The sequence below is a fragment of the Kribbella sp. CA-293567 genome, assembly GCF_027627575.1.
Taxonomy (GTDB): domain Bacteria; phylum Actinomycetota; class Actinomycetes; order Propionibacteriales; family Kribbellaceae; genus Kribbella.
In genome coordinates this window covers 2,629,982-2,646,108 of the sequence record NZ_CP114065.1, presented here as the reverse complement: position 1 = coordinate 2,646,108, position 16,127 = coordinate 2,629,982, and the positions used below count along the sequence as shown (strand labels likewise).

The 16,127-nt window shown below is 69.3% G+C and carries 19 protein-coding genes; 11 read left to right on the top strand and 8 right to left on the bottom strand.

Features of this window, described 5'->3' with window-relative positions; translation table 11 throughout:
• Positions 1-9 precede the first annotated feature (9 nt).
• Positions 10-993 (top strand): SAM-dependent methyltransferase, encoded by a 984-nt coding sequence (locus OX958_RS12735; protein WP_270137524.1) that lies wholly within the window; start codon positions 10-12, stop codon positions 991-993.
• A gap of 114 nt (positions 994-1,107) precedes the next feature.
• Here the strand turns inward: OX958_RS12735 and rpmB are convergent, their stop codons facing one another.
• Together rpmB and OX958_RS12725 are read right to left on the bottom strand one after the other, a co-directional pair.
• Positions 1,108-1,329: a 50S ribosomal protein L28 gene (rpmB, locus tag OX958_RS12730; RefSeq protein ID WP_270137523.1), complete on the bottom strand. Its 222-nt coding sequence runs from the start codon at positions 1,327-1,329 to the stop codon at positions 1,108-1,110.
• Positions 1,330-1,402: 73 nt separating this feature from the next.
• A complete protein-coding gene (locus OX958_RS12725; RefSeq protein ID WP_270137522.1) occupies positions 1,403-3,397 on the bottom strand; it encodes an aldo/keto reductase in 1,995 nt (664 codons plus the stop codon).
• A 271-nt stretch (positions 3,398-3,668) separates the two neighbouring features.
• Between OX958_RS12725 and OX958_RS12720 the strand changes: the two genes are divergently transcribed.
• On the top strand, positions 3,669-4,292 hold the full coding sequence (locus tag OX958_RS12720) for an HAD-IA family hydrolase (RefSeq protein WP_270137521.1): 624 nt from the start codon (positions 3,669-3,671) through the stop codon (positions 4,290-4,292).
• Here OX958_RS12720 and OX958_RS12715 read toward each other — a convergent pair.
• Complete coding sequence (locus OX958_RS12715; RefSeq protein ID WP_270137520.1) at positions 4,282-5,643, bottom strand: MFS transporter; 1,362 nt, start codon at positions 5,641-5,643, stop codon at positions 4,282-4,284. The genes OX958_RS12720 and OX958_RS12715 overlap by 11 nt on opposite strands.
• Positions 5,640-6,266 (bottom strand): HAD-IA family hydrolase, encoded by a 627-nt coding sequence (locus tag OX958_RS12710; protein ID WP_270137519.1) that lies wholly within the window; start codon positions 6,264-6,266, stop codon positions 5,640-5,642. The genes OX958_RS12715 and OX958_RS12710 overlap by 4 nt, the downstream gene beginning before the upstream one ends.
• 48 nt (positions 6,267-6,314) lie before the next feature.
• On the opposite strand from OX958_RS12710, the gene OX958_RS12705 reads away from it, so the two are divergent.
• The 3 genes from OX958_RS12705 (at position 6,315) to OX958_RS12695 (ending at position 8,872) form a co-directional block, all read left to right on the top strand.
• Positions 6,315-7,478 (top strand): ROK family transcriptional regulator, encoded by a 1,164-nt coding sequence (locus tag OX958_RS12705; RefSeq protein ID WP_270137518.1) that lies wholly within the window; start codon positions 6,315-6,317, stop codon positions 7,476-7,478.
• 75 nt (positions 7,479-7,553) lie between these two features.
• Positions 7,554-7,859 (top strand): putative quinol monooxygenase, encoded by a 306-nt coding sequence (locus tag OX958_RS12700; RefSeq protein ID WP_270137517.1) that lies wholly within the window; start codon positions 7,554-7,556, stop codon positions 7,857-7,859.
• A 23-nt stretch (positions 7,860-7,882) separates the two neighbouring features.
• Entirely contained in the window at positions 7,883-8,872 is a 990-nt protein-coding gene (locus tag OX958_RS12695) for an alpha/beta hydrolase (protein ID WP_270137516.1), read from the top strand.
• A gap of 11 nt (positions 8,873-8,883) precedes the next feature.
• On the opposite strand, the gene OX958_RS12690 is transcribed toward OX958_RS12695, so the two are convergent.
• Genes OX958_RS12690 through OX958_RS12680 form a run of 3 tightly spaced genes read right to left on the bottom strand, consistent with a single transcriptional unit; the run spans position 8,884 to position 11,343 of the window.
• Positions 8,884-9,540 carry a DinB family protein gene (locus tag OX958_RS12690; RefSeq protein WP_270137515.1) on the bottom strand — a complete coding sequence of 219 codons (657 nt, stop codon included), beginning with the start codon at positions 9,538-9,540 and terminating at the stop codon, positions 8,884-8,886.
• Positions 9,541-9,543: 3 nt separating this feature from the next.
• Positions 9,544-10,356 carry a bifunctional hydroxymethylpyrimidine kinase/phosphomethylpyrimidine kinase gene (gene thiD, locus OX958_RS12685; protein ID WP_270137514.1) on the bottom strand — a complete coding sequence of 271 codons (813 nt, stop codon included), beginning with the start codon at positions 10,354-10,356 and terminating at the stop codon, positions 9,544-9,546.
• A 24-nt stretch (positions 10,357-10,380) separates the two neighbouring features.
• On the bottom strand, positions 10,381-11,343 hold the full coding sequence (locus OX958_RS12680) for a thiamine-phosphate kinase (protein WP_270137513.1): 963 nt from the start codon (positions 11,341-11,343) through the stop codon (positions 10,381-10,383).
• 126 nt (positions 11,344-11,469) lie between these two features.
• Here OX958_RS12680 and OX958_RS12675 point away from each other — a divergent pair, with 126 nt between their 5' ends.
• From OX958_RS12675 to OX958_RS12660, 4 genes are all read left to right on the top strand, one after another.
• Positions 11,470-11,706, top strand: coding sequence for an Lrp/AsnC family transcriptional regulator (locus OX958_RS12675; RefSeq protein WP_184806149.1), 237 nt, complete (start codon positions 11,470-11,472; stop codon positions 11,704-11,706).
• A complete protein-coding gene (locus OX958_RS12670; protein ID WP_270137512.1) occupies positions 11,685-12,203 on the top strand; it encodes a DUF3515 domain-containing protein in 519 nt (172 codons plus the stop codon). The genes OX958_RS12675 and OX958_RS12670 overlap by 22 nt, the downstream gene beginning before the upstream one ends.
• 113 nt (positions 12,204-12,316) lie before the next feature.
• Complete coding sequence (locus OX958_RS12665) at positions 12,317-12,733, top strand: YciI family protein (protein ID WP_270137511.1); 417 nt, start codon at positions 12,317-12,319, stop codon at positions 12,731-12,733.
• A gap of 183 nt (positions 12,734-12,916) precedes the next feature.
• Positions 12,917-14,158: an RNA polymerase sigma factor gene (locus OX958_RS12660; RefSeq protein ID WP_270137510.1), complete on the top strand. Its 1,242-nt coding sequence runs from the start codon at positions 12,917-12,919 to the stop codon at positions 14,156-14,158.
• An 8-nt stretch (positions 14,159-14,166) separates the two neighbouring features.
• Here OX958_RS12660 and OX958_RS12655 read toward each other — a convergent pair whose 3' ends face one another.
• A complete protein-coding gene (locus tag OX958_RS12655; RefSeq protein ID WP_270137509.1) occupies positions 14,167-14,748 on the bottom strand; it encodes a TetR/AcrR family transcriptional regulator in 582 nt (193 codons plus the stop codon).
• Positions 14,749-14,835: 87 nt separating this feature from the next.
• Between OX958_RS12655 and OX958_RS12650 the strand changes: the two genes are divergently transcribed.
• Both OX958_RS12650 and OX958_RS12645 read left to right on the top strand, forming a co-directional pair.
• Positions 14,836-15,261 carry a nuclear transport factor 2 family protein gene (locus OX958_RS12650; RefSeq protein WP_270137508.1) on the top strand — a complete coding sequence of 142 codons (426 nt, stop codon included), beginning with the start codon at positions 14,836-14,838 and terminating at the stop codon, positions 15,259-15,261.
• On the top strand, positions 15,258-16,094 hold the full coding sequence (locus tag OX958_RS12645; protein ID WP_270137507.1) for an NAD(P)H-binding protein: 837 nt from the start codon (positions 15,258-15,260) through the stop codon (positions 16,092-16,094). Before OX958_RS12650 ends, OX958_RS12645 begins: the two co-directional genes overlap by 4 nt.
• The last annotated feature ends 33 nt before the right edge of the window (positions 16,095-16,127 follow it).

Here is a 16,127-nt window from a genome sequence, read left to right as displayed (position 1 = left end):
CTCTTCTCGGTGGCTACCGACAGCTATGACCTGGCGGTCCGTGAGATCCGCGACGAGTTCGGCCCTCGGGTCAAGGTCGAGCGGGTCAGTGGGGACCTCGGCCGGGTGACCGGCGACGGGCCCTCGATCGAGGAGCTGGCCGCCGCTTGCAACGACGGGCGGATCGCCTTCGTCAGGCATCTCACCGCCGAACTGGCGAGCTTCGGGGTCAGCGAGGTGCCGCCGGCGCACGAGCTGGTGGAGCTGATCCTGGCCGAGCTGCCGCGCCACCCCCGCGCGCTCGCCGTCCAAACCTGGACCGACGGAGCCAGCAGCGGCGGCTCGTACTACCACCTGCTGGAAGGCCCGCTGACCGACCGCGGGATCGAGGTCAGCCGGGCCCGCCAGGAGCACGTGGTGTCCTGCTTCGCCTCGAAGAAGAACGTTCTGATCGGCCTCAACCGGCTCGACCTGAGCCTGTCGGACTGGCCGGGCGGCCGGATGCGGCTAGCCCGTTCGGACGATCGGGTGTCGCGCTCGGAGTTCAAGCTGGAGGAGGCGATCCAGACCTTCGGCCTGCGGCTGCCCGACGGCGGCAAGGCCCTGGACCTCGGCGCCAGCCCGGGCGGCTGGACCCGGATCCTGCGGCACCACGGCCAGGAGGTCTGGTCGGTGGACCCCGGCGACCTGGACCGCCGGGTCGCGGCCGACCGCGGCGTCCACCACGTCAGCACGACGGCCGGCGAGTTCTTCCGCCGTAATCACACCCGCTTCGACGTCGTGGTGAACGACATGCGGATGGACCAGGTCCTGAGCGCTCGGGTGATGCTCGACGCGATCCCGCACCTGCACCGCGGCGCGCTGGCGATCGTCACCCTCAAGGGCGGCGGCCGCAACCCGCTCGACGCGGCCCGCCGCGGCATGGAGGTGCTCCGCAAGGAGTACGACGTCCAGGTGGCCCGCCAGCTCCATCACAACCGCAACGAGCTGACCGTGGTCGCTCGCGCCCGGTGACTGCCCCGACCGGCCAAGACGGACACCACCACCGCACACAGCAGTAGGCGCCCGGGATGAACCCGGGCGCCACTGGGGCCCTACACGGAGGTCGGCCTGCTGAGGCCGGAAGTGCTAGCCGACGACGCGCTGAACCTTGCCCGCCTTGATGCAGGAGGTGCAGACCTTCAGCTTCGTGGGCGTGCCCTTGATGATCGCGCGGATCGGCTGGATGTTGGGGTTGAAGCGACGGTTCGTACGAGCCTTGACCCGCCGGATCATCGCGCCCTTGCCGAGCCGGGCAACACTCTTGCCGAACATCGGCTTCTTGTCGCAGATATCGCAAACTTTAGACATGATTCTCCGTGATTAGGGTCGAGACACCGACAGAACATGTTACACAGCGGCTGACGCGTCTACCAATTCGGTATCAGCCCAGGTCGGCGGCTGTTAGCCAGGCCACATCTTCGCCCGACAACTCCACCGACAGCCCTGGCAACGAGGTCCGCGTCTCGCTGAGCTGACGCGGTCCGATCAGCGGGAACACCGGGTACGGCTGGTGCAGCAGCCAGGCCAGCGCGATCGCCGTCGCACCCACACCATACTTGGCCGCCAGTTCCTGGGCACGCCGGAGTCGCTCGAAGTTCCCGTCCGAGTAGAAGCAGCGCACCAGTTCCTCGTCCGACCGGTCCTCCGGCTCGGCCCGTCCGGTGAAGAATCCGCGTGCCTGACTCGACCAGGGGAACAACGTCACCTGCCGCTTCCGCAGCCACGCCTGCGACTCGTCGTCGCTGACATGCCGGCAGCCGGCCCACGGTACGTCGTACGCCCGGGCCAGGCTCAGGTGGTTGCTCAGCAGCGTGAACGGCTGCTTCCCGGCCGCCTCCGCGTAGGCGTTGGCCTCGTCGAACCTGGCCGTCGTCCAGTTGGAGCCGCCGAACGCCTTGATCCGCCCGGCCCGGAAGTGCGAGTCCAGGACGTCGACGAACTCTCCGACCGGGATCTCCTCGTTGTCGCGGTGCAGCAGGTAGAGATCGACATGGTCGGTCTGCAAGCGTTCCAGCGACTCGAACAACTGCCGCGAAACCGATTCGGGATCGCAGTGCGGCGTGTGTGCGCCCTTCCCGATCACCACCAGCTCATCGCGGTTGCCGCGCGACTTCATCCACTGTCCGAGCAGTCGCTCTCCGCGGCCACCGCCGTACATCCAGGCCGTGTCGAAGGTGGTGCCGCCACGCTCGACGAAGTCGTCGAACATGGTCGCCGCGTGCGGCAGCGTGTTCTGGTTGTCCACGCCCATCACCAGCCGCGACACCTGTTTGCCGACACCAGCCACCTCGCCGTACGTCATCGGCGCGTCCGTACGCCGGGCCAACGGCCGCCCGGTCGTAGTCGGTACGATCGCGTCGTCACGCTCACTCGCGTACTGCTGGCCGATCAGCTTGCGCCATTCGTCCTGTACTTCGAGGTTGCCCAAGGTATCGCCCCACGACATCTCCGGCGCCTGCCGCTGCTCGATGGCCGCCGCGACCGCGTCCGCCTCGGCGGTGTAGATGAAGGCCGGCTCGGCGGAGATGTCCCGCGGCTCCTCCCCCACCTTGTGCAGGGTGACGTGGGTCGGCTTGCCGTCGCCGCCGAACCACGGGTCCTCGATCACCAGGTAGCCCTCGCTGCCCAGCACCCGGACCTGGTTGTCGTCGTTGAGCCGGACGCCGGTGCTGACCTGGGCGGTCAGGCCGGAGTCGAAGAAGAGCGTCGCGACCGACCATTCGTCGGCGCCGGTCTGCCCGACCTGACCGACCGCGGTCACCGCCGCCGGATCGGCGTACGGCGCTCCGACGGCGGCACCGGCGATCAGGCGCGCGTACGAGACCGGATAGCCACCGACATCGAGGATGCCGCCACCGGCCAGGTCGTCGGCGAAGATCCGGCTGCCCGGGTCGAAGGCCGCCTGGAACGCGAACGACGCCTGGATCTGGTGCACCTTGCCGATCGCGCCGTCGCGGATCAGCTGGGTGACCAGCTTGGTCTGCGGCAGGCAGCGGTACATGTACGCCTCCATCAGGAAGACGTCGTTGCGGATCGCGGCCTCGATCATCGCCGCCGCCCAGGACCGGTTGATCGCCAGCGGCTTCTCGCACAGCACGTGCTTGCCGGCCTCGGCCGCCTTGATCGCCCACTCGGGGTGCAGCGGGTGCGGGGTGGCGATGTAGACGGCGTCGACGGTGTCGTCGGCGAGCAGTTCGCCGTACGACGCGTGCCGGTGCGGGATGCCGTACTTGTCGCCGAACGCGTCGGCCGAGGCCTGACTACGGCTGCCCACCGCGGCCAGGACGCCGGTCGCGGACGCCGGGACCTGACTGGCGAAACGGGAGGCGATGTTTCCGGTCCCCAGAACTCCCCAGCGAAGTTTGCTGTTCTGCACAGAGGTTCCCCTCATCGAGGTGCGGTCAATTCGGTCAGAGCTTCCTGGCGCCGGCGGCGCTGCCGGGCCCGAAGCGGCGGCCGTCGATCAGGAGCCGCCGGTCCACAAGATCACACTCGCCGGCGGCCCGTCATCACCGACCGGAGGGGAAATACAGCTGTTCGAATTGGCCAGAACCTGTCCAGTAATGTTCGACATCGACAAGGTAAGAGCATCCCAACTTAACCGGTCAAGGGCCGGAGTGGTGGGTGCGGCTGACAGGATGGACGCCATGCCGCTCGAGACGATCGACACCGTTCTGTTCGACGCCGATGGAGTGATCCAGCGGGGCACCGTCGACTGGCAGCGGATCCTGGGGAGCTACGTGCCGGTCGGATCGGCCGACGACTTCGTCCTCGACCTGATGGTGTCGGAGAAGCCGTCGATCGTCGGCCAGGGCGACTTCCGGGAGGCCGTCGCCGAGGTACTGCAGCGCTGGTCCGCGACCGGGACGCTCGAGGACGTGCTGCAACTGTGGCGAGAGTTCGAGGCGGACCAGGTGGTGATCGGCTGGATCCAGCAGTTGCGCGCCGCCGGAATCGGCTGCCATCTGGCCACCAACCAGCAGGCCTTCCGGCGGGCGATCATGCACGACGAGCGGCGCTACGGCGACTGGTTCGACCAGACCTTCTACTCCTGCGATTTCGGGCTGGCCAAGCCGGATCCGGCGTACTTCAAGGCGATTCTGGCCGCCGTGGACCGGCCGGGCTCGTCGGTGCTCTTCATCGACGACAACGCGGCCAACATCGAGGGCGCACGGCAGGCCGGCGTCCATGCCGAGCTCTACGACCTCGTCCAGGGGCGCGAGGTACTGCGTGAACTGCTGGCGCGCTACGGACTGACTGTCACCGGCTGACTGCCACTGGCCGACCGTCACTGGACTGGCTGTCGGTGGGCCGCGGGCCGACGGGGCGGCGGATCAGCAACAGAACCGCCAGCAGCGGCAGGGGCATCAGGAAAGCGGCCCGCAACTCCAGTACTCCGGCGAGCGCCGCCAGAGCAGCCGGAGCGAGCAGGATCGCGACTCCCGACGCGCCCGCGCTCAACGACGCGAGGTGGGCGGGATTGACTCCGGGAACGGAGATCAGGTCGGCGAGCACGATCGGGTACATGGTCGCGACTCCCAGTCCGGCGATGCCGAGCCCGATCGTCACCGGCACCGGGGTGTCGAACGCTGTCACGAGCACAGTGCCCACAGCAGTCAGTACTGCGGCCGGCAACAGCGCCGAGACCCGCCGGACCTTCATCGGGCCGATCACGCGGCCGACCGCCATCCCGATCGGGAAGGCGCTGGCCAGCAAGGCCGCCGTACCGGCTGGGAGGTCGGTCGCCAGCATCCGGGCGACGGCCCAGATGACGAAGCAGAACTCCACCGCCACTGCCAGCACGACCCGCGACCAACCGCCGAACACACTCCCCCACGGCCTCCGCGCAGTACTTCCCGCCATCACCGGCATCCCGGCAGCTCCACCTTGCACCGCGGCCTGACCGACCACCGCAGCTTGACCGGCCATCGCAGCTTGCCTGGCCACGGCGGCTTCCCTTGCTACGGCGGCTTCCCTTGCCACGGCGGCTTCCCTTGCCACGGCGGCTTCGCCGGACGCGGCAGCTTCGCCGGTCGTGGCCGGCTCGCTACGGGGTCGCTCGTGTCCACTGCCGTGGCGAGCGAGCGGGAGCAGCAGCACGAGCGGAACGGCGGCAAGCAGCATCGCCAGACGACCGGTCGGACCGGCGGAGTCGAGCGTGCCGATGACCAGCGGAGCAAAGATCCCGGTGGTGCTGGAGACGGCGTTGGCCCGGGCGATCCGGACAGCAGCTCGCGGGCCCGACAGCATGAGCGGCACCACCAGGATCATCAGCGCGCCGCCGAGGCCGACGAGGAGACCACCGGCGAGGGCGACCACGAGATTGCCCGCGACGGCGAGCAGCACGGCGCCGGCCGCGCAGACCAGCGCGCCGATCCGCAGTACCGGGAGCTTGGCGTCCTTCCGCAGCACGACCGAACCGACGGCGGCGATGATCAGCAGACCGACCGCGAAGGCGGACGGCAGTACCGCGAGTCGGTCTGTCGACTCGTCGAGATCTCTGGCCAGCAGAGCCACACACGCGCCCAGGCCGGCGATCGCGAACCCCAAGCCGGCCAGCGAAAGCGCGCCCAGCAGCTCAGCGGACACTCCGGCGCGCTGGTCGGCACGGCGCTCGGTCATCGCGATGGCGCGCCGTCCAGCTGTGCTGCGAGCTGGTGCAGATCAGTGAGACGCAGGTCGCCGTCGAGGCCCTTCAGCGCCGCCGTCATGGCTCCGGCAGCTCGTCCCGCCTGGAGACCGACCTCGGCGTCCTCGACGACCAGGCAGTACCGCGGATCGACGTCCAGTTGCTTGGCCGCTCGGAGATACCCCTCGGGATCAGGCTTGCCGCGGATGACGTCCTCGATCGTCACCAGGAGCGGCGGCTCGATGCCCGCGGCGCCGAGGCGTACCTTCGCCAGTCGCTCGTCCGCGCTCGTGACCACCGCCCAGGGCAGCCCGCGGCGCTCGATCGCTGCCAGCACCTCCGCGGCACCGGGAGCGGCGCTGATGCCGTCCAAGTCGTCGTACTGGAGCTCCAACTGGCGAGCGGCGGCGCTGATGCGCTCCGCGTCCGGTAGACCGGGCAGCATGCGGTCGACAGTGGACTCCGCCGGCGCGCCATGTGCCTGGGACAGCACCTCGACGGCGTCCACGCCGTACTCGCCGGCCCAGCTCGTCCAAGCGCGCTCGACAGACGCGTCGGAAGTGACCAAAGTGCCGTCCATGTCGAACAACACGGCTCGCAGTTGCCGTAACTCCATCGACGCCTCCATTAAACTCGTACTCCGAGCATAAACCCGAGGGGTCCCATGACGGCAAGACGTGGCCAGTGGCAGACCGCCGCCGACGTACTCGGCCAGGTGGCTCGCGAGCCTGGCGTCACTCGCGCCGCGGTCGCCCGCCAGTTGGGTCTGAGCACTAGTTCAGCCACCGAGGTCACTGCACGGCTGCGCGACCTGGAGTTGCTCACCGAGACGCCCGCGCCCAGTCAGGGCCGCGGCAGGCCGACCACCGTACTGCGCCCGCATCCGCGGGGGCCGGTGGTTCTCGTGATGGAGCTGCGGCAAGCAGAGTGGCGAAGCGCGGTTGTGCCGGTGGACGGCGTACTGGTTGATCAGGCGTCCAGGCGCCACCGGAGCCGGCGGCCGGAAGTGGTGCTGGCGGCGCTCAGGGCGGGCGTGGCTAGCGCCAAGGCGCAGTACGGGGATCGCCTGTTGGCTGTCAGCCTTGCTGTGGCGGGCACGGTCAGGGGAGATCACCTGATGCAAGCTCCGGTGTTGGGGTGGAGCACTGTCGATCTGAATCCGGTGGTGGCGGGCACCGGACTGCCGCTGCTGGTGGGGAACGACGCGACGCTCAGCGGGGTGGCCGAAGCACGCATGGGCGCCGCCGCTGGAGCGGGGACTGCTCTGCACCTCATTGTCGAGGTGGGAGTCGGCGGGACTCTCATTATCGACGGGAGCCCAGCCAGCGGCGCTACTGGCGCCGGCGGCGAGTACGGGCATATCCCCTTCGGCGACCGCAGCCGCCGCTGCCCCTGCGGCGCCCGTGGCTGCTGGGACCTTGAGATCGATGGCCGGGCGCTCGCGCGGCAGTTGTCCGAGCCGGAGCCCGACGACCCGTACAGCTACGCCGAGGCTGTGCTGCAGCGGCTCAACGAGAAGCCGGTGGCTGCAGCTGTCAACAAGGTGGCCGCGGCACTGGCCACCGGAGTTGCAGGTCTGGTCAACGCCCACGACCCGGAGGTGGTGACTTTGGGCGGTTTGGCGATCTCACTGCGGGCCGCGGCGCCGGAAGCGTTCGCCACCGCCTACTCGGAAGGCCTGATGACGTTCCGTCGCGCAGCGCCGCCCGCAGTGCTCGACTCGACCCACCAGAAGACCGGCGTACTGCGCGGCGCCGCGGCCCTCGGCCTCGACCACATCACCACCGCGACCTCCCTGGCCCACTGGTCAGAGCGAACGATCCTCTAGAAGACGATCGGAATAGGCAAGAGTCCGCGAGGATGGATCTACCGTCGGAGCAGCTCTGCGGCGAAGACTTGGGGCATGAGGATCACCCACGGATTCCACGCCACCATGACCGCCCTTCCCGGTAAGGCGGACGAGGCGCTCGCCGCTCTGCTCGACGCCCCCTCGTTGCCGAACGACGACTGTGTCGTCTTCCTGGTCGGGCGTTCGGCCAGTGACCCCGCCGTCCTGCACGTCACCGAGGGCTGGGTCAGCGAAGAGGCCCACGGCCGGTTCTTCGCCTCCGACGAGGCGAAGGCGTTCACCGCTCGGCTGCAACTGCTGCTGACCGCCGACTCGCAGTACTCCGACGAAGTGCCCGTCGGCGGCAAGCCCTCCTTCTGACCACGAAACCGAGGACCAAGACCATGACTTCGTCACGCCCTGACTTCGACCCCGAACTGCACTCGCTGCTCACCCAGATGCCGCTCAACTCGCAGCTCACCCCGGACCTGCTCGCAACGCTGCGCCAGTACCCGTCGACACCACCCGAGACGTTCTACGGACGTCGTACCGTCGAACGGCAGGACGTCACCGTCCCCGCCCAGGACGGCGCGCAGCTCCCGCTGTCGATCTTCAGCCCGGTCGGCGCCGAGGCAGCGCCCTGCATCTACTGGATGCACGGCGGCGGAATGGTGATGGGCGATCGCCTGTCGCAGATCGACATCCCGCTGGAGTGGCTCGAGGAGTTCGGCGCCGTGGTCGTCTCGGTGGACTACCGGCTGGCGCCCGAGGTCAGCGGCAGCACGCTGGTCGACGACTGCTATGCCGGGCTGCTCTGGATCGCCGAGCATGCCGACGAGCTCGGTATCGACCGCGACCGCATCATCATCGCCGGCGCCAGTGCCGGCGGCGGGCTCGCGGCGGGAATCACCCTGATGGCCCGCGACCGCCGCAGCGTCGCGATCGCGGCCCAGATCCTGATCTGCCCGATGCTCGACCACCGCGGCGTCACCGCCTCGAGCCACCAGTACTCCGGCGACCCCGGCATCTGGACCCGCGAGATGAACGAGTTCGGCTGGAGCTCCGTGCTCGCCGGCAGCACCAGCCCGTCCAGCTACCTATCTCCCGCCCTCGCCGAGGATCTGTCGGGCCTACCGGTCACCTACATCGACGCTGGCACCGCGGAGGTCTTCCGCGACGAAGATGTCAGCTACGCCAGCCGAATCTGGGCCGCGGGCGGCCAGGCCGACCTGCACGTGTGGTCCGGCGGGTTCCACGGCTTCGACGCCGTCTTCCCCCAAGCCGCCCTGTCTCGCGAAGCGCGCCACACCCGTACCTCGTGGCTGTCCCGCACCCTCATCCGACTGACGCCGAGCCGCACAGATCACCCGGAGCCGGCCTACGCCAGCCGGTAGAGCGGCGAGCCTCAGTCCCTCTGCCCAGCAGCAGGATCCTCTTCCACCACAGCAGTCTCCTCGGTCAACTCCACTGCGTCGGCCGCCTCCTCGACCACCAGCTTCGGCGCAGGGACGATCGGCGGCTCCAGCACAGCAAGGATCCTGATGATGTCCATCCGATGGTGCTGGATCTCGTGCGCCGTATGCCGGATCACCCACCCCAGCGATCGCGGCGCCACCACCGGATAGTTGTAGAGGCCGAGCTTGCCCAGCTGCGGCGGCGTCAGCACCCGCGCCGCCGCACCGAACTCGCGGGCGAACCGCATCACCGCCGCCGCGACCTCCAACGGGTTCTGATCCTCGTACTTCGCCTGCTTCACCCGCCCGGTCCGGTCCATCGGCGCGTACACCGGGCGGTCCTCGGCCAGGCACTGCGCGATCCGGGAACGCTGCGTCTCCAGCACGTCCCGCACATGGCACGCGTACTCGATCGCCGACCACACGTCAGGCTCCGGCCGGATCCGTACGACGCTCGAGTCGGGTCCCGCGGCAGCCTTCGTCAGCGCCATGCTGCACTCGGCGGACTGCCGGACCAGCGTCGTCACCGTGCCCTGCAGGTCACCGGTGTCGTAGTTGAAGCCGCACTCGTCGCACAGCCCGTCCACCGGGGGGCGGCTCTTGTTCACCTGTCACTCACTCCTGTGTCGGAACTTCCACGCGTGGTCCACCGGCCCGATCCCACCACCGAGCGCGAATCCACTGCCCACCGCCCCGCTGATGTACTCCTTCGCGGCGCCGACGGCAGCCGGTACGTCGTACCCGCGAGCAAGGTACGACGCGATCGTGCTCGCCAGTGTGCACCCGGTCCCGTGCGTATGCCGGTTGTCGGCGCGCGGCGCACTGAACTCGAGCCGGACCCCGTCCCCGTGCAGCACATCGACCGCCAGCGAGCCGGCGTCGTGCCCGCCCTTCACCAGCACCCAGGAGGCACCCGCGTCGAGCAGCACCTTCGCCGCCAGCTCCCGATCCTCGGCACTGCGCAACTCCATGCCGGCAACAGGCCCCAGCTCGGTCAGGTTCGGCGTCAGCACGGTCGCCAGCGGCACGATCTCCTCCCGCACCGCCACCATCGCATCCTCGGCCAGCAGCGCGTCACCGTGCTTCGACACCGACACGGGATCGACCACCACCGGTACGCCGGCCGGCAACGTCCGCAGCAGCCCGGCCACCACCCGCACCATCGCGACGGACGCCAGCATCCCGGTCTTCACCGCGTCGACGCCGATGTCGTCCACCACGCTGCGGAACTGCGCCAACACCTGCTCGGGCGGCAGCTCCCAGGCTCCCTGCACGCCCAGACTGTTCTGCGCGGTGATCGCGGTGATCACGCTCATCCCGTGCACCCCGTTGGCCAGCATCGCCTTGAGGTCGGCCTGGATCCCGGCGCCGCCGCCGGAGTCGGACCCGGCGACGGTGAGCACCCTGGGCGGTGCGGCGTTCATGGAAGCTCCTGAGGACAGAGGTGGTCAGTTCCGGAAGTGCGCGTGCCCGGTGCCGCCGGTGTAGAGCTCACCGTCGACCGTCACCGTGCCGGGCGGCCGCTCTTCGTTGCCCACGGCAACGGTGCCGACGACGGTCCAGCCCTCCGGCACGTCGGCCGGTTCGAAGGTACCGACCAGCGCGTGGTCCTCGCCGCCGCTCAGCACGAAGGCGAGAGCGTCCGCGCCGGTGGCCGAGGCGACCGCCTGCAGCGGTTCGGGAATCGACAGCGCGGCCGAGCGGATGTCGATCAGCACCTCGCTGGCGACCGCGATGTGGGTCAGGTCGGAGATCAGCCCGTCGCTCACGTCGCACATCGACGAGGCGCCCGCGATCGCGGCGCGCACGCCCTCGGCGTACGGCGGCTGCGGGCGGCGGTGCGCCTCGACGACCGACCGCGGTGAGCGGAAGCCCCGGTTGAGCACGGTGAACCCTGCCTCGGCCCAGCCCAGGCGGCCGGCCACGGCCACCTCGTCGCCGGGGCGCGCGCCGGAGCGCAGTACGGGGGCACGACCGTCGAGCGAGCCGAAGGCGGTGACGGAGACGATGATCTTGTCCGACTGCACGGTGTCGCCGCCGACGATGCTGACGCCGAGCAGCTCGCACTCGTCGGCGAGCCCCTGGTTCAGCTCGAGCGCCCAGGCGGTCGGCAGCTCGGCCGGTCCACCGAAGCCGACCACGATCGAGGTCGGCCGGGCGCCCATCGCCGCGATGTCGGCCAGGTTCTGGGCGGCGGCCTTGCGGCCCACGTCGTACGCCGAGGACCAGTCCTGGCGGAAGTGGCGGCCCTCCACCAGCAGATCGGTCGTGATCACCATCCGGCCGTCCGGCACCGTCACCACGGCCGCGTCGTCGCCCGGACCGACCAGGACGTCCTCACCCTGCGGAAAGCTCTTGGTGACGGCTTCGATCAAGCCGAACTCACCGGTGCTTCCCAACGTCTCTGTCACGTCAGCAGACCTCCCATATGCCTGCACGGAGTCTAGGCGGTACGGTGACCGAGCAACGAAGAGTACGCCCGGCCGCGCTGCAGTACTGTGGCCTGACCAGCTGAGGACGACTGAGTGGAGAACGACGTGGTGGTCCAGGCCTACATCCTGATCCAGACCGAGGTCGGCAAGGCTGCCGACGTCGCAGCACAGATCGCCGAGGTCCAGGGCGTCACCCTGGCCGAGGACGTCACCGGTCCGTACGACGTGATCGTGCGCGCCGAGGCCCGCAACGTCGACGAACTGGGCAAACTGGTCGTGGCGAGGGTGCAGAACGTGCCCGGCATCACCCGCACGCTGACGTGCCCCGTCGTTCACATCTGAGCCCGGCGGCTGCCCACGGCCGGCGCGTCCGCCCACGAGTCGCGCTGGCCGTTGCTCTGCTCACGATCTCTCCGGCCGCTCTGGGCGGCTGTAGTCCCGGCCCGGCGAAGCTCGCCGTGCCGTCCCCCGCCCCCGAGGTCGCTGACGCCTGCACCCGGTTGATCCAGGCGTTGCCGGCCAAGGTCCTCGACGCCGAGCGCCGCGAGACCGAGCCGGTCAGCGCGCTGACCACGGCGTACGGCGATCCGCCGATCGAGGTGACCTGCGGGGTGGCCACTCCTGCCGGGATGGCGGAGGCCGAGTCGCAGTGCTTCGAGGTGAACGGGGTCGGCTGGTTCGCCGAGGAGGTCAGCAACGGCACGATCTTCACCACGATCGGCCGCCGGCTCTTCCTGGAGATCGCCGTTCCGAAGAAGTACACCCCGGAGGCGAACGCGCTGACGGACGTCTCCGACGCCGTGAAGGCGCACAACACGCTGATCTCCCCCTGCACCTGACAGTTCTCCCGTCCTGGGAAGTTCCTGGTGGGTGCATGTCCGGTTCCTGCTGAGGGCATCGACGTAGCCGGTGAGAGGCACCAGAGTTGGTGCCACACCGACGGGAGACCCAGATGAAGTACATGATCCTCACCTACGCGTCACAGCAGGACTACGACGGCATGGCCGGCAAGGACACCGGCGGGCCGGCCTGGACCGGCGAGGACTTCGCCGCGATGGGCGCCTTCATGGAGAAGTTCAACCAAGACCTCGCCGAGTCGGGCGAGCTGGTCGAGACCCGCGCGCTCGCCGCCCCGGTGCTGACCCGGCGACTCGGATCGAAGGAAGGCGCCGCGGTCGTCACCGACGGCCCGTACGCCGAGACCCAGGAGGTTCTCGCCGGGTACTGGATCGTCGAGTGCGACAGCTTCGACCGCGCGACCGAGATCGCCGCCCAACTGGCGAACACCCCCGCGCCGGAGCACATCCGGGCCACCGCGTACGCCGACGTCCGCCCGATCGTGGAAGGCCAAGAGGAACTGCTCGGCTGAGCAGCCCGCCGCCGCCAGAGCCGACGGCACAGGTGATCACCACGAACCCGGTCACCTTCGGCTGCTCGCGCAACCTGGCCGCCCCCTCCGCCGTAGCCGCGTTCACCGCGGTCCTACCGGCCGACCTGCTGACCTGCTGACCTGCTGACCTGCTGACCGCAACCCACTGCTTTGGAGAGCCCGATGGCCGAGTCCGTCCCCGACGACCTGCTGCGCGAGCTCGCGCCGCAGGTCCTCGGGGCGCTCGTCCGCCGGTACGGGCATTTCGACACCGCGGAGGACGCCGTCCAGGAAGCGCTCCTGGCGGCGACCCGGCAGTGGCCGGGCCAAGGTCGACCTGACGATCCCCGGGCCTGGCTGATCAGGGTGGCCTCCCGCCGGCTGACCGACCTGCTCCGCAACGAGCAGGCGCGGCAGCGGCGTGAGAACACCGTGGCCCAGTGGACTCTGCCGGAAGACCGGCTGGTCCCGCCGGTCGACAACTCCGTACCAGTCGCCGACGACACCCTGATCCTGCTCTTCCTGTGTTGCCATCCTTCCCTCTCGGCGGCCTCACAGATCGCGCTGACCCTGCGAGCGGTAGGCGGCCTGACCACCGCCGAAATCGCCCGCGCCTTCCTCGTCCCCGAAGCGACGATGACCCGGCGAATCACCCGCGCCAAACAGCGCGTGAGGGACGCCGGGGCCCGCTTCTCCCTGCCACCCGACCGTGCCGAGCGCCTCGACGCGGTCCTCAAGGTCATCTACCTGATCTTCAACGAGGGCTACGCCAGCACCGCGGGGCCTACCCTGCAACGCGTCGAACTGGCCGCCGAGGCCATCCGCCTCGCGCGGTTGGTCCACGCGCTGCTGCCCGACGACGCCGAGGTGGCCGGTCTTCTCGCTCTCCTGCTGCTCACCGATGCCCGCCGCCCGGCCCGCTCCGGCCCCTCCGGAGAACTGATCCCGATGGCGGACCAGGACCGCTCACTCTGGCTCGGTGCGGCGATTGCCGAGGGGGTCGCCCTCGTCACCGATGCGCTCCCCCGCGGCCCGGTGGGTCCCTATCAGCTGCAAGCCGCCATCGCCGCCGTGCACGACGAGTCGCCGTCGTGGGAGGAGACCGACTGGCCTCAGATCGTCGCCCTGTACGAGGTACTTCTCCAGCTGACCGACAATCCGATGGTCTCGCTGAACCACGTGGTCGCAATGGCGATGGCACACGGGCCACAGCAGGGATTGAAGCTCCTCGCCGATATCGAGGACGACGAGCGTCTCACCAGGGATCACCGGCTGCACGCGGTCCGAGCGCACCTCCTGGAGCAATCCGGCGATGCGACCGGCGCGCGCACGGCGTACGAGCTGGCCGCGACCTTGACCACCAGCGTCCCGCAACAGCGCTACCTCAATGCGAAGGCCGCCGGCACCCGCACGTCACCAGGCTGACCCAGCCGTCAGTCGGTGCCCAGCACTCTGGCGGTGAACCCGGCCAGGTCCGCCCGCATCCGTTCCCGCGGTGCACCTTCTTGACCGGCCAGATGCTCGACCAGGTCAGCCCGGGTGGCGGCGAGCAGCGCATGACTGGCGAAGTCGCTACCGACCAGACCCGGAATCTGCTCCAGCAGGTCTCGCAGCAAGCTATGCCACTGCTGATAATGCCGCGCCAGATAAGGGCTGCCGCTTCCGGTCTCCTCCAGCGCTCGCGCCAGCCGGCGGTTGTCGAGCTTGAAGCACAGGAGCGCGTCGAGCAGCGCAGGTACCCGCTCAAGCGGCGGCGTACCGGGCCCCAACGGCGGCGGACCGGCTTCGACAGCCTCCATCGTCGGCGCGAGCCGTGCCGAGTACAACTCCCGGATCAACCCGGTTCGGTCATGGAAAGCACGAAAGAGCGTCGCTTTGCCCACACCGGCCGCGGCCGCGATATCGGCCATGGTGACCTCCTCCGGGCTCTCGCGCCGAGCGAAGAGCGCGTCGGCAGCGGCCAGAACGGCCGCCCGGTTCCGGACGGCATCCTTGCGAAGCTTGCGTTCGGTCACGCCACGTCCTTCGATTGCAATCCGGACCGGCGGTCCGTATTGTGGAAATTCCGGACCGCTGGTCCGGATTACTAGATGAGGATACTCATGTCCGTTCCCCTCCAGCCAGCCGAGCTGTACCGCCACAGCCTGCGTCTCCTGCTGAACAAGGCCATTCCCGCCTGGGTCGACCTGTGGGCCGAGGACGGCCTGATGGAGTTCCCGTTCGCGCCCCCAGGCTGGCCGTCGCGTTTGGAGGGCAGGGAGGCCATCGCCGCCTACATGCGCAGCTACCCCGACCACATCGACCTGCAGGACATTCCCGACCTGCAGATCCATCAGACCGCCGCCGCGGACACAATCGTGGTCGAGATGCGTGCCGTCGGCCGCCTGGTCGAGACCGGCAAGCCGTTCGAGATGACCTACATCGCCGTCGTCACCGTGCAGGACGGACGCTTCACCTCGTACCGCGACTACTGGAACCCTCTCGCCATTCTCGAACCCGGCGCCAACTTCGCCGCGGCCGGTCGATGAGCACCGGCAGCACGCTGGTCATCGGCGCGACCGGTACGACCGGCAGCCGCGTCGCCGCTCAACTGGTGGCAGCAGGCTGCCGCGTGAAAGCCGCAAGCCGGCAAGCCACGCCGGTCGCCGGTGCGGTGCCGGTTCGCTTCGACTGGTCCAACCCGGACACCTACGCGGACGCCCTCGACGGAGTCGACCGCGTCTACCTTCTCCCGCCGTTGGGCGACTCCGACCCGCTGGCCGTCATGCTGCCGTTTCTCGAGCAGGCCCGCGACGCCGGTGTGAATCGTGCGGTGCTCCTCAGTTCTTCCGCCATCCCTGCGGGCGGCCCGGCCGTCGGAGCGGTGCATCAGGTCCTTCCTGAGCTGTTCGACCAGTGGGCTGTCCTGCGGCCGTCCTGGTTCATGCAGAACTTCACCGGCAACCACGCACACGCCGTCAGCATCCGTGCGGAGGGCGCCATCTGGACCGCGACCGGAGCCGGCCGGGTCGGGTTCGTCGACGCCGCGGACATCGCGGCCGTCGCCGTTCGCGCCCTGACCGACGACCAGGCGCCCAACACCGATCTGATCCTCACCGGTCCCGAGGTGCTCAGCTATGACGACATCGCCGGCACCATCACCGAAGTGACCGGCCGCCCGGTGGTTCATCACCAACTGCCCGATGAGGAGATGCACGCTCGCTTCGCGGGACTGGTGCCGGCGGAGTTCGCCACGCTGCTGGTCGCGCTGGACCGGGCCGTGGCCGAGGGTTCCGAGGACCGCCTGACGGACAATGTCGAGCGCCTCACCGGCCGGCCCCCGCGCAGCTTCCGCGCGCTACTGCAGCACGAATCGCCCTGAGGCAGGAACAGCTTCCGGCCCCGGATCGATGAT

Excerpts from the sequence above, each read along its gene's own strand:
- OX958_RS12700 (WP_270137517.1), top strand. The coding sequence starts at position 7,554 with ATGAGGATCACCCACGGATTCCACGCCACCATGACCGCCCTTCCCGGT.
- OX958_RS12695 (WP_270137516.1), top strand. The coding sequence starts at position 7,883 with ATGACTTCGTCACGCCCTGACTTCGACCCCGAACTGCACTCGCTGCTC.
- OX958_RS12645 (WP_270137507.1), top strand. The coding sequence starts at position 15,258 with ATGAGCACCGGCAGCACGCTGGTCATCGGCGCGACCGGTACGACCGGC.
- thiD (WP_270137514.1), bottom strand. The coding sequence starts at position 10,356 with ATGAACGCCGCACCGCCCAGGGTGCTCACCGTCGCCGGGTCCGACTCC.
- OX958_RS12720 (WP_270137521.1), top strand. The coding sequence starts at position 3,669 with ATGCCGCTCGAGACGATCGACACCGTTCTGTTCGACGCCGATGGAGTG.
- OX958_RS12705 (WP_270137518.1), top strand. The coding sequence starts at position 6,315 with ATGACGGCAAGACGTGGCCAGTGGCAGACCGCCGCCGACGTACTCGGC.
- rpmB (WP_270137523.1), bottom strand. The coding sequence starts at position 1,329 with ATGTCTAAAGTTTGCGATATCTGCGACAAGAAGCCGATGTTCGGCAAG.
- OX958_RS12650 (WP_270137508.1), top strand. The coding sequence starts at position 14,836 with ATGTCCGTTCCCCTCCAGCCAGCCGAGCTGTACCGCCACAGCCTGCGT.
- OX958_RS12665 (WP_270137511.1), top strand. The coding sequence starts at position 12,317 with ATGAAGTACATGATCCTCACCTACGCGTCACAGCAGGACTACGACGGC.
- OX958_RS12660 (WP_270137510.1), top strand. The coding sequence starts at position 12,917 with ATGGCCGAGTCCGTCCCCGACGACCTGCTGCGCGAGCTCGCGCCGCAG.
- OX958_RS12710 (WP_270137519.1), bottom strand. The coding sequence starts at position 6,266 with ATGGAGTTACGGCAACTGCGAGCCGTGTTGTTCGACATGGACGGCACT.
- OX958_RS12715 (WP_270137520.1), bottom strand. The coding sequence starts at position 5,643 with ATGACCGAGCGCCGTGCCGACCAGCGCGCCGGAGTGTCCGCTGAGCTG.